This is a genomic window from Aequorivita echinoideorum (assembly GCF_018476645.1).
Taxonomy (GTDB): Bacteria; Bacteroidota; Bacteroidia; order Flavobacteriales; family Flavobacteriaceae; genus Aequorivita; species Aequorivita echinoideorum.
This window is the reverse complement of record NZ_JAHCTB010000001.1, coordinates 724625-736521: the sequence shown is the minus strand read 5'-3', so window position 1 is coordinate 736521 and position 11897 is coordinate 724625. Positions and strand designations below refer to the sequence as shown.

Annotated in this window: 10 protein-coding genes and 1 tRNA gene; 7 read left to right on the top strand and 4 right to left on the bottom strand. The window is 38.1% G+C overall.

Features of this window, described 5'->3' with window-relative positions; translation table 11 throughout:
• Positions 1-262: 262 nt before the first annotated feature.
• The 7 genes from KIV10_RS03480 (at position 263) to KIV10_RS03450 (ending at position 7982) form a co-directional block, all read left to right on the top strand.
• Positions 263-1030 (top strand): ferritin-like domain-containing protein, encoded by a 768-nt coding sequence (locus tag KIV10_RS03480; protein WP_214112086.1) that lies wholly within the window; start codon positions 263-265, stop codon positions 1028-1030.
• A 28-nt stretch (positions 1031-1058) separates the two neighbouring features.
• Positions 1059-1865 (top strand): ferritin-like domain-containing protein, encoded by an 807-nt coding sequence (locus KIV10_RS03475; protein ID WP_214112085.1) that lies wholly within the window; start codon positions 1059-1061, stop codon positions 1863-1865.
• A gap of 229 nt (positions 1866-2094) precedes the next feature.
• Positions 2095-2430 carry a single-stranded DNA-binding protein gene (locus KIV10_RS03470; protein ID WP_214112084.1) on the top strand — a complete coding sequence of 112 codons (336 nt, stop codon included), beginning with the start codon at positions 2095-2097 and terminating at the stop codon, positions 2428-2430.
• Positions 2431-2500: 70 nt separating this feature from the next.
• Positions 2501-4579 (top strand): DNA helicase RecQ, encoded by a 2079-nt coding sequence (gene recQ, locus KIV10_RS03465; RefSeq protein WP_214112083.1) that lies wholly within the window; start codon positions 2501-2503, stop codon positions 4577-4579.
• A gap of 736 nt (positions 4580-5315) precedes the next feature.
• Positions 5316-5849, top strand: a complete 534-nt coding sequence (locus tag KIV10_RS03460) for a hypothetical protein (protein ID WP_214112082.1) — start codon at positions 5316-5318, stop codon at positions 5847-5849.
• 26 nt (positions 5850-5875) lie between these two features.
• Positions 5876-5948, top strand: a tRNA-Asp gene (locus tag KIV10_RS03455).
• Between the two features lie 930 nt (positions 5949-6878).
• Positions 6879-7982, top strand: a complete 1104-nt coding sequence (locus KIV10_RS03450; RefSeq protein WP_317194697.1) for a slipin family protein — start codon at positions 6879-6881, stop codon at positions 7980-7982.
• A 1-nt stretch (position 7983) separates the two neighbouring features.
• Here KIV10_RS03450 and KIV10_RS03445 read toward each other — a convergent pair whose 3' ends face one another.
• Genes KIV10_RS03445 through KIV10_RS03430 form a run of 4 tightly spaced genes read right to left on the bottom strand, consistent with a single transcriptional unit; the run spans position 7984 to position 11888 of the window.
• Positions 7984-8217 carry a hypothetical protein gene (locus tag KIV10_RS03445; RefSeq protein ID WP_214112081.1) on the bottom strand — a complete coding sequence of 78 codons (234 nt, stop codon included), beginning with the start codon at positions 8215-8217 and terminating at the stop codon, positions 7984-7986.
• Between the two features lie 3 nt (positions 8218-8220).
• Positions 8221-9123, bottom strand: coding sequence for a histone deacetylase family protein (locus KIV10_RS03440; protein ID WP_214112080.1), 903 nt, complete (start codon positions 9121-9123; stop codon positions 8221-8223).
• A 17-nt stretch (positions 9124-9140) separates the two neighbouring features.
• Positions 9141-9698 carry an outer membrane beta-barrel protein gene (locus KIV10_RS03435; protein ID WP_214112079.1) on the bottom strand — a complete coding sequence of 186 codons (558 nt, stop codon included), beginning with the start codon at positions 9696-9698 and terminating at the stop codon, positions 9141-9143.
• A gap of 30 nt (positions 9699-9728) precedes the next feature.
• Positions 9729-11888: a Tex family protein gene (locus tag KIV10_RS03430; protein WP_214112078.1), complete on the bottom strand. Its 2160-nt coding sequence runs from the start codon at positions 11886-11888 to the stop codon at positions 9729-9731.
• Positions 11889-11897 lie beyond the last annotated feature (9 nt).

Genomic DNA, 11897 nt, shown 5'->3' with positions numbered 1-11897 from the left:
AAAGATTCTTTTAGTTTTTGAAAACCAAGGTCAGCAACTTATTCGTACATATTACACATTCACGTTTGATTTGAAATATTAAGATTTCATTCTAAATGTTTTCGAAATGATGTTGATAAGGCTTTTTTTTAACAATTATTAAGAAAAACAAAATCCTTTTAACATAGAATGTGATTGTTGTAACAAAAGTTTAACTGAAATATAAAAACTGTGCGGAAGTTATGAACGTACATTTAACAATTAACTAAAAAGTAGAACCGTTATGAAAAAAATGAAGAGTAACAATTTACAGAATTCGATCCGAAATGATCGAAGGAATTTCCTAAAATTAAGTGGTGCTGCAATCGTAGGATCAGGATTTCTGTTTATGACAGGATGTAGCGATGACGATGATCAGCCTATGCCAGAACCGGATCCAGAAGTATTCGATTTAGGCCCTGGTAATTTAGGGATTCTTAATTACGCATATGCATTAGAACAACTTGAAGCCGCTTTTTACGAGCGTGTTTTGGATGGTTCTTATTGGGCAGGTGCTCCTTCAAGTGAAAAGCAAATCTTTGAAGACCTTAGAAATCACGAAGTTATCCATAGAGAATTCTTTAAAACTGCTATTACTGCGGCAGTAGGTAGTGATACAAGTTTGGTTCTTCCAGATTTGGAATTTGATTTTTCTACTGTTGACTTCGGAAGCAGAGACAACGTATTAAATATTTCTCAAATTCTGGAAGACACTGGTGTTAGTGCCTATAATGGTGCTGGGGAACTAATAGATGTAAGCGATTCAGCAGGTCTAACTTATTTGACACTTGCTGGCAAAATAGTTTCAGTAGAAGCTCGTCATGCCTCTGCAATTAGAGATTTAATTAGCCCAGGTTCTACCAATTTTGCAAGTGATATGGTATTGGTTGATATTGGTGGAAGTGGACTAGCTTACGATAAAGCTACGCCTCCGGCAGATGTTTTAACAGCTGTGGTTAACACCGGTTTTGTTGTAACGCCATTTACGGCAAACAACTTACCTAACTCGTAATTAATTATCAACTAAAAAAAACAAAATCATGAATTTTATAAAAATATTAGATATTCTCTCAAACAAAGAACTTTTAAATGAAAAAGGTTCGAGAAGAGATTCATTTCAACAATTTAAGAACGTAGGTAAAGGTATAGCATTAGCTTCTATTCCATTTGGTTTGGCAGCTACCAGTTCAAAAACTAAAGCCGCGACTAGCTCTATGGCGACTGCAGCGTTTCAAGCATCAAACACAGATGTTTTGAATTTTGCACTTACTTTAGAATATTTAGAAGCAGATTTTTACCAAATGGGATTGGACAGCGGTGTAATTCCAGCTGAGGATCAAGCTGTTTTCAATCAAATTTCGAAACACGAAGATTCTCACGTTGCATTTCTTGTAGCTGCATTGGGTGACGACGCCATCGAAAAGCCAACTTTTGACTTTACAGGTGGTGACCTAATGTTAGACCCTTTCAACGATTACCCCACATTTATGGCTTTAGCTCAAGGATTTGAAGATACAGGCGTTCGCGCTTATAAAGGACAAGCGGGTGCATTGGCAAACAGTAACGAATTATTGCGATATGCCCTTCAAATTCACTCCGTTGAAGCACGTCATGCATCACAAGTAAGAAGAATGCGTCAAGAAAGAGGTTGGATCATTCAAGATAATAATACCCTTCCAGATGATTTTGCTGCAATATATGCTGGTGAGGACAACTTATCGCAAGGTGGAGTAAATCTTTCCGGAATGTTTGGAAGTTTTGGTGGTGATGATGCAACAACTGCTGCATTTGATGAGCCACTAACAATGGCCGAAGTAAATGCGATAGCAAGTATATTTATTGCGTAAGTAAATATTTCAAAAATTAACTTGAAAAAAATCTCAGAGAAATCTGAGATTTTTTTATTTATAATAGTTTGAATTTCTGAATTTTATCCGTTTTCAAACATTTACAATCATTTATAAACGATAGTAAATGGGTAACTACCAGCTAATTTTTGGGGCGTAAAATACATTTGTCCTGTCGAGTCATAACAACTTCGATAGCATCAATTGTTTAACATTAAAATTTATTATTATGAGCACGCTAAAAAACAAAGTACAGTTGATTGGAAATTTAGGGAACGACCCAGAAATTATTAATCTTGACGGTGGAAAAAAATTGGCAAAATTCAGTATTGCAACCAATGAAACCTACAAAAACCAAAAGGGTGACCGCGTAACAGATACGCAATGGCACAATATTGTAGCTTGGGGAAAAACTGCCGAAATTATTGAAAAATATGTGTCCAAAGGAAAAGAAATTGCAGTCGAAGGTAAATTAACGTCAAGATCTTATGATGACAAAGATGGAGTAAAGCGATATATAACTGAGGTAGTATGCAATGAGCTAGTCATGCTGGGGAGTAAATAAAAAATGACTGGCCAATCAAGCCCCCATTTATATGGGGGCTTTTTATTTGTGAACTATTATTTTTACAGCAATGAAAACAGACACAAAGCATACAACGAACGATTTGCTCAAAACTTATTTTGGTTATGATAGGTTTCTTCCAAATCAAGAAGAAATAATCAATAACGTTTTAAATAAAAAAGACACCATTGCCATTATGCCTACTGGCGGTGGCAAATCATTGTGCTTTCAGCTCCCGGCCTTGGCTTTAGAGGGCACGGCTGTTATAATTTCACCATTAATTGCTTTGATGAAAGACCAAGTTGACGCTTTAAAAGCTAATGGAATTTCAGCATCTTTTTTCAACAGTTCACAACCTTCCGAAGAACAGCAAACCGTTTTAAAAAATTTTCAGAAAGGAGAATTGAAATTACTTTATGTTGCTCCAGAAAGTCTTCCGCAGTTGAATTTCATCTTAAATTCAATTAAAATCAGTCTTTTCGCAATTGATGAAGCACATTGTATTTCCAGTTGGGGCCACGATTTTAGGCCTGCTTACACTCAGCTTGGAAATTTAAAAAAGCAATTTCCCAATACCCCTATAATCGCACTCACCGCAACGGCAGATCGCGCCACCCGGATAGATATTGCCAACCAACTTTCGATCCCGAACGCCAATACTTTTATAGCTTCGTTTGATAGGCCAAATTTATATTTAGACGTTCGCCCAGGACAAAATCGCAACAAACAAATTTTAAATTTTCTTTCAAAGCGTGGAGAACAGAGCGGCATAATTTACTGTTTGAGCAGAAAAAGCACAGAGAAACTCGCTTCAACCCTAAAAGCGAAAGGATACAAAGCTGAAGCCTATCACGCAGGTTTAACTTCGGAAGAAAGGAATACGGTTCAAGATGCTTTTTTGAACGACACTACACCCATTATCGTAGCCACAATTGCCTTTGGAATGGGCATCGACAAGAGCAACGTGCGCTGGGTAATCCATTATAATATGCCCAAGAATATTGATGGGTATTATCAGGAAATCGGTAGAAGTGGACGTGATGGCCTCGCTGCGCACACCATTCTTTTTTATAGTTTTTCAGATATAATTATGCTTCGGAAATTCACCGAAGGTGCCGCCAATGAAGAATATCAACTGGCAAAACTGGAAAGAATGCAACAATATGCCGAAGCCTTGAGCTGCCGAAGAAGAGCATTGCTCGGTTATTTTGGGGAACACATAACCGAAGATTGCGGCAATTGCGATATCTGTAAAACGCCACCTAAGTATTTTGACGGTACGCTCATCGCCCAAAAAGTTTGTTCTGCAGTAGCTCGATTGCAGGAACAGGAAGCATTGGGAATGGTTTTAGACGTACTTCGTGGTTCGCAAAACGCGCAGGTTTTTGAAAAAGGATATCAAAATATTAAAACTTTTGGCGCGGCAAAAGATATTTCCTGGCGTGATCTGCAACAATACATTATTCAACTTTTGAATCAGGGAATTCTTGAAATCCATTTTCACGAAAACGGGAGATTGTTGCTTTCGCCTTCCGCCAAAAAAGTTTTATTTGAAGGAAAAAAAGTACGGTTGGCTCATATAAATCAGGAGAAAAACCAAGTTGCTTCAGAAAAAACGCCGCGCAAACGTGCCGAATTATTTGACCAATTGCGCAATTTACGAATGAAATTAGCACAGGAAATAGACAAACCCGCATTCGTAATTTTCAGCGATGCTACTTTGGAAGATATGGAATTTAAAAAACCACGGACACGTGAGGAATTTGCCGAGGTTTCCGGAGTGGGCGATGCGAAACTTGAAAAATATGCTGATGATTTTCTAAAAGTGATCAATAAACATTTGGACGCACAGGAAAAGGACTTGCCTTCACACGAAAAAAGTTATAGAATGTTTAAAATAGAAAATCTTTCACCTTCTCAAATTGCAGCAAAACGTGGGCTTTCCGAAGATTCCATTTATGGACATTTCATAAAAATGCATCAATCGGGCAAAGATTTTGACTTTTCTGAATTTATTTCTTCCGAAGAAATCGAACAAATAAAAAATGCTCAAAAAATACTTGAAAACACTGAGGCATTAAAACCATATTTTGAATATTTCGAAGGAAAATTTCAGTATTGGAAAATAAAAATGGGACTTTATTTATAAAATCCATTCACTAATCATTTGGTAATTAGCCAAAATTTACCGCATATTTGCACCATAATGAAAAGCATAAGTTTACATAATACACCCAAAGGACTAATTTTTCAGTCTGAATATCGCAAAATGGTTGATCCATTTTTACGATACGGAGCGTTATGTAATTATTTTTGAAGTGATTTAACACCTATAAAAAGATTTTTACAGGCGCTCGATACATCGGGCGCCTTTTTTTATGGATTTTTTTTAAAAATTAATTGTATTTGAAAAGTATCTAAGCCAAAATAGCAGTTGAGTAATAAGCAAATGATAGACAGTACGTTGCAGATTATTCCAAAGTTCGTGAAAAACCGAACAGGAATTCTTCACCCTAAATTCAATATAACTATTTAATTTTCAACGAAATAAATTAAAATTTTATTTGTGTAATTCAAAAATGCATTTAATATTTGCACCGCAGTTTTAGAGAAAAACATTTCAACTGCAAAACGAAATAATAATATATAAACTAAGAAGCTATGTTTTACCTAACGATCACAAAAGGACAAAACTGGATAGATGATTCGCCAGAGAACCAGCTTCGGAACTATTATAGTTAGAAAATAAACTCTTCTATGAAAATCCGAAGCAAACAAAACTGTTTCGGATTTTTTTATGTCAATTTTTGACGTATCCCTCTCCGTTACAGTGGAAAAATGAATTCAGAATCAATTCTGATAAAACTAGTAATAACAAAACTGTAATGGACACAAATACACAAAATATTTATTTGTTCAAGGCGCTGGACGCATATCCTTTTGCTTTGGAAGAAGCGATTGAAGCCTTAAACTACGCTTTGTCTTATGACGAAAAAAATGTACAGGCACTTTGCTTAATGGCGAATTTACAAGCTGATCAACTAAACGATTTTGAAGCTGCCAAGCATTATTTTGAAGCCGCGGTTGCCAGCAAAATGGAGCTTCCAAGAATTTATCCAGATTACGTTTACACGTTGATACGTAACGAGGATTTTGACGAAGCACAAAAAGTTTTGGATTACGCATTACTATTAAAAGGTGCAGACAAAGCATTATTAAACCTTTTGCAAGGTCAACTTTTTGAAGCTCAAAAGCGCAACAAAAAAGCGTTGAAAGCATACAAGTGCGGACTAAAATTGGGGCTGAACAATCATTTTATCACTTTCGCGGAAAACGAAATTGAACGAATAAAGAAAAAGCTTCCGAAAAAAAGGAAGGCAAAGAAAAAAAGTAAAACTAAAAGAAAGGAGAAAAAATAAAGAGATTCCTGCTTTCGCAGGAATTTAGTACCGTAGTTCAAAGGCTAGAGCGCCCCACTGTCTATGGGGAAGGTATGGGTTCGAGTCCCATCGGTACTGCGAAAGTAGTTTCAAGTTTCAAGTTAAAAGTTTCAGGTATTTGGAATTTAAGTTATCAAGTAAGTCTTGTTGCGTGTTTCAGTATAGCACCATTGTATAAACCGTTGCAGCAATACATTGCGGTTTTATATCCAACTTGACTTGAAGGTTTTGGTTGTTTCCCAAAAAACGATCACACGCTGTAGGTCGTGGGTTCGACTCCCACACTCAATTTTGATTTGAGTTAGTTCAGTTTGGTTAGAACAACAGGAGTAGATTGCAGGTTCGATTCCTGCTCCGCAATTTGGCGGATGGCGAAATGGTAAACGCACTAGATTTAGGTTCTAGCATCTATGAAAAGGATTAAAAATCCACCATTCAACAAAGAAGGTCAACTTTTAAAAACAGACCAACAGCCTGTCACGCTGTAAAAATTGTGATGAAAAGAGTAAATGGAAAATCGGTTGCTATTTCTTCGGAAATAAAAACAGTCCAAAAAGTACTTTGAAATACTGACAAATTTAAAAACCGAAAGTAGTTGCTTTTCGCAATCGGGTTCTTTTGAAAGGATTGTTCGCTTTTTTGAATAATCTTTCGGCTGAATCCCTTCGCATAAAACCAATTAGTTTTCTTTTAAATTCTCAGTATTTCCGTGCCGGAAGGATGGTTTTCCTTTACTGTTTTCCTTTCCTGCAAGGTTTTCAAAACCTTGTAGGTATTATTGAAGATGAAGTGCGTTAGGGATTAAGGCTTTGTTTGAGCTCTTTATTTTTTTTGAAAATAAAAATAAAAGCGAGTGCCGAAAGCCCGACCCAGAATTGCGAGAAACGAAGCAATCTCTGGGGAACGCCCAAAATAAACTTACCCAAAAGCAGCACCGGTAGCTTGAAAAGTAAGTGGACATGCCTTGACGGGCGCAGTCAAATTAATGTTGAATAATAAAAAGTAGAAATGATGAAAAGAGTAAGAATCAACGCGGGAAATGTAGGTTTGGTTTTTAAAAGGGGCGATTACCAAGGCGTAATCACCCAAGGTATCCACTGGTTGGGTTTTGGCAAAACGGTGCTGCAATATAGCATGGCGGCAGCCTTTAACGCACCCAAGGAATTGGAAATTTTGCTGAAAGATGAAAAATTGAAAGCAATGCTTCACATCATTGAAGTGAAGGATAACGAATTGGTTTTGGTTTACAAAAATGGACGCTTTAGCCAAGTTTTGAAATCCGGACGCTACGCTTTTTGGAAAGGTTTGATGGAGTATGAATTCACAACTGCGGATTTGAGCAAAATCTACATCACCGAAAAAATTGATAAAGCGCTTTTCAGCAATGTTGAATTAAGCAAATACATCAGGGTTTTTGAGGTGGCGGCTTTTGAAAAAGCGGTATTCATTGTGGACGATGTGTATGTAAAAACTTTGGAAAGCGGTACATACCGTTTCTGGAGAAATGACACAACCATTAAAATCGCAAAGGTAGATTTGCGTCAATTGCAATTTGAGGTTGCCGGACAGGAATTGTTGACCAAAGACAAAGCTGCAATCCGTATCAACTTTGACACGCAGTACAAAGTAATAGATATTGAGAAAGCGTTGTTGGAAAACAAGGATTTTGAAAAGCAATTGTACGTTGCGTTGCAGCTCGCGCTGCGTGCGTACGTGGGAACATATACACTTGATGAGCTTTTGGAAAACAAAGCGCAAATTGCGAAAGCTGTGTTTGAAGACACAAAGACAGCCGCGGCTAAGTTGGGTGTAGCGGTATTGAACTGCGGTATCCGTGATGTAATTTTGACCGGTGAAATGAAGGATATTATGAACCAAGTATTGGTGGCGCAAAAGAAAGCGCAAGCCAACGTAATCACTAGGCGTGAAGAAACAGCTTCAACCAGAAGCTTGTTGAACACCGCCAAATTGATGGAAGAAAACGAAATGCTTTACAAGCTTAAGGAAATGGAATTTGTTGAAACCATCGCCGACAAAATTGGCGAAATCACAGTTTCCGGAAACGGAGGTATGGTGAAGCAGTTAAAGGAAATATTTGCCTCGGGTAAATAACCTACTCTAAAAGGTCGTCCAAAAGGGCGGCCTTTCTTTTTTTCCGTTCTGCCTCTGGAAGATCAAAACAAGGACAGCGTTTGCAACGTTTGTGCTCTCCTTTTTTGAGATACTTTTCGCAGCATTCAGTTTTGAAAATTTTTTTATCCTTTTTCCTTTTATCTTTTCTGTCCTTTTTGTCCTTTTTGTCCTTTTTGTCTTTTAGGTCTTTTAGGTCCTTTTTATCTTTTCCCATAATTCAAAAGAAAATTTCCTGCGCCAACCGAAACGTGTTTGCGTGTGCCTCGATAATTATCTTTATTTCTGGCGAATAGCCGCCGCCCATACTCACTTCCACGGGAATATGTAAATCCTTGCACGTTTGCAGCACAAACCGATCGCGCTCTTTGCAGCCTTCAACCGTACAATTCAATCTTCCCAATTTATCGGTTTCCAAAATATCGACTCCGCTTAAATAAAAAATGAAATCTGGTTTTTGTTCTTCTATTAATTTCGGCAAGGTCTTTTTTAAAATTTGAAGATAAACAGCATCACCACTTCCGTCGGGTACTGCGATATCCAAATTGCTTTTTTCTTTTTTGAAAGGATAATTGCCCGCGCCGTGCATGGAAAATGTAAAAACGGAATCGTTATTTTCAAAAATTTTTGCTGTTCCGTTGCCTTGGTGCACGTCCAAATCCACAATTAATATACGTTTTGCAAATCCTTTTTTCAAAAGATATTTTGCCGCTATTGCTTGGTCGTTAAACAGGCAAAAACCCTCGCCGTGGTCTGCATAGGAGTGGTGCGTGCCTCCCGCAATATTCATCGCAATTCCATAATTCAGGGCAAATTCACAACAGTCTATTGTTCCCTGCGAAATAATTCTTCCTCTTTTTACAAGCGTTTCAGAAAGCGGAAAGCCAATTTTTCTTGCAGCGCTTTTATCCAAAGTTAAATTCAATAAACTTTCAAAATATTCTTTTGTATGGACAGCCAGAATATTTTCTTCGGAAAGGATTTTCGGCTCAAAAAAATTTTCGGCTTTACAAGTGCCTTCGTGCAACAATTGTTGTGGCAATAGCTCATATTTTTCCATCGGGAAGCGATGGCCCGGTGGCAATTGGTATTTGTAAATGGGATGGAATGCTATTTTAAGCAAAAGATCAATTCAAAAAATTAAATAGGAAAAGTTACCCCAACCGCTAAACTCCCCAAATATTGACGAACAGTGGGTTGGTAAAAATAATATAATCCCAAATCCACATTATGGTTTCTTCCCAACTCCAATCCAAAAGATACTGGAATATGATAGATTATACCACCTTTGTCTATAGAATCGTAAATGGTGAAAGTCTCAAATTTTCCTACTGAAGCTCCTAATCCCAATTCAATGTAGGGAGCAACCCAAGGTATTGGCGCTCTAACTCTAGCTTTTCCGCCTAACAGAAAAGCCTTTGTTTCTGTTCTTTCATTTGTGGGGTTATCGTTTAAGTCCGTTCCGTCAGAATTTGTGATAATCAAGCCAGCATAAGGTCTTAAAGCAAACCACGAAGTAATTTTTAAAACCAATTCACCTTGTGTGAAAAACCCAAAACTAGCAATGTTATCGCTACTTTCGTACGGATAACTCAGACCGAGTCCAATTTGGGCATTGATAGATTTTTCTTTGATAAACTGAGCGTTTGCTAACTGGGCTGCAAACAATAGGACGATTAGTACAATTCCGTTTTTCATTAAAAGTCGATGATTATTTCTGAATAAAATTTAATTTAAATGATGCAATTTCAACTGAATTCGCTTGCGCGGAACATCAACATCCAGCACTTTTACCACAATCTGTTGCTGCAGATGCACGTGTTCATTTACATCTTTCACAAAAGAATCTGAAAGATTGGAAACGTGAATGAGGCCACTTTCTTTAATCCCAATATCCACAAAAGCCCCAAAATTGGTGATGTTGTTCACAATCCCGGGAAGCAATTGCCCTTCCCGTAAATCATTTATGGTTTTTATATTTTGGTTGAAAGTAAACACTTTTGCCTCTTCGCGAATGTCGAGCCCCGGTTTTTCAAGTTCTTTAATGATATCTTTTAAAGTCGGCAGCCCAATTTTTTCTGAAATGTATTTTTCCAGATTTATTTTTTGAAGAAGCGCTTTGTTTCCAATCAATTCTGATACTTTTACATTTTCATCTTTCGCCATTTTTGAAACTACCGCATAACTTTCCGGATGCACCGAAGAATCATCGAGCGGGTTATTACCATTTTTTATTCGAAGAAATCCAGCGGCTTGCTCAAAGGCTTTTCCGCCCAAGCGCGCTACATTTTTAATGGCTTCACGGGAAGAAAATGCCCCATTCTCTTCTCGATAATTCACAACGTTTTCAGCCAATTTTGGACCAATTCCCGAAACATAACTCAACAGCGGAACACTTGCCGTATTCACATTTACGCCCACGGCATTTACGCACAATTCCACAGAAGTATCCAGCGAACGCTTCAGTTTTGCTTGGTCAACATCGTGTTGATATTGCCCAACGCCAATGGATTTTGCATCAATTTTCACCAATTCCGCCAACGGATCCTGCAAACGCCGACCTATGGAAACCGCACCACGAACCGTAACATCATAGTTTGGGAATTCATCCCGCGCAATTTTGGAAGCCGAATAAATGGATGCCCCAGCTTCGCTTACCACAAAAACCTGCATCGCATTTTTAAAATGGATTCGTTTTATAAATTGTTCCGTTTCGCGCGAAGCCGTTCCGTTGCCAATCGCAATTGCCTCAATTTTATGGGCATCGGCGAGCGAACTTATTTTTTTTATTGCTGTGGAAGTATCGTTTTTTGGCGGATGCGGAAAAATGGTTTCGTTGTGCTGTAAATTTCCCTGCGCATCGAGGCAAACCACTTTGCAACCAGTCCTAAAACCGGGATCGATTGCCAACACCCGCTTTTCGCCTAAAGGAGAACCCAACAACAATTGTTTCAGATTTTTAGCAAAAACTTGGATCGCGGTTTCATCTGCTTTTTCCTTTGCGGTAGTTAAAATTTCGTTTGAAATCGCTGGAAACAACAGTCGCTTATAACTGTCTTCAATGGCAAGTTTTATTTGTTCTGAAGTGGCATTATTTGATTTTATGATGCGCTTTTCAATTTTTGAAAGTGCCTTTTCGTCGTCATCCCGATAGCTATCGGGATCAATTTTGAGACGAATAAATCCTTCTGAAGTGGCACGGAGAATTGCCAATAATCTGTGCGATGGAATTTTGTTCAACGCTTCGTTCCAGTCGAAGTAATCCCGGAATTTTTGTGCTTTTTCATCATCTTCAAACTTCTTTACCACTTTGGTTGAAACCACGGCAAAGCGTTCCAACTGGTTTCGAAGCATATTCCGAATATCGGTGCGCTCGTTGATCCATTCTGCAATTATGTGGCGCGCGCCTTCCAACGCTTCCTCTTCGGAATTTACTTCACCTTTTACATATTTTAAGGCAATGGAAGAGATGTCGGAAGTCCCGAGGGTTCTGGATTGCGCCATTATTATTTTCGCCAATGGCTCCAAACCGTTTTCGCGTGCGGTGTCGGCTTTGGTTTTGCGCTTCTTTTTATAGGGAAGATACAAATCTTCCAAAGCGATTAAATCTGTTGTCTCCTCAATTTTCTTTTGAAGCTCCGCAGTCAAGACCTCCTGCTCTTCCAACGATTTTAGGATTGCGGCTTTTCGCTTTTCCAACGCTTCAAATTGCTCTTTGAATTTTACAATTTCGCCAATTTGAACCTCATCGAGATTGCCCGTCAGTTCTTTTCGATAGCGCGAAATGAAGGGAATGGTGCAGTCTTCGTTTAAAAGTTTTACTGTATTTTCAACACTTTTTTGGGGGAGCTGGGTGTGGGAGGTTATATAATCAAAAAGTTTATACATTGTACGACG

Excerpts from the sequence above, each read along its gene's own strand:
- KIV10_RS03445 (WP_214112081.1), bottom strand. The coding sequence starts at position 8,217 with ATGGGAAAAGATAAAAAGGACCTAAAAGACCTAAAAGACAAAAAGGAC.
- KIV10_RS03470 (WP_214112084.1), top strand. The coding sequence starts at position 2,095 with ATGAGCACGCTAAAAAACAAAGTACAGTTGATTGGAAATTTAGGGAAC.
- recQ (WP_214112083.1), top strand. The coding sequence starts at position 2,501 with ATGAAAACAGACACAAAGCATACAACGAACGATTTGCTCAAAACTTAT.
- KIV10_RS03475 (WP_214112085.1), top strand. The coding sequence starts at position 1,059 with ATGAATTTTATAAAAATATTAGATATTCTCTCAAACAAAGAACTTTTA.
- KIV10_RS03460 (WP_214112082.1), top strand. The coding sequence starts at position 5,316 with ATGGACACAAATACACAAAATATTTATTTGTTCAAGGCGCTGGACGCA.
- KIV10_RS03480 (WP_214112086.1), top strand. The coding sequence starts at position 263 with ATGAAAAAAATGAAGAGTAACAATTTACAGAATTCGATCCGAAATGAT.
- KIV10_RS03435 (WP_214112079.1), bottom strand. The coding sequence starts at position 9,698 with ATGAAAAACGGAATTGTACTAATCGTCCTATTGTTTGCAGCCCAGTTA.
- KIV10_RS03450 (WP_317194697.1), top strand. The coding sequence starts at position 6,879 with ATGATGAAAAGAGTAAGAATCAACGCGGGAAATGTAGGTTTGGTTTTT.
- KIV10_RS03430 (WP_214112078.1), bottom strand. The coding sequence starts at position 11,888 with ATGTATAAACTTTTTGATTATATAACCTCCCACACCCAGCTCCCCCAA.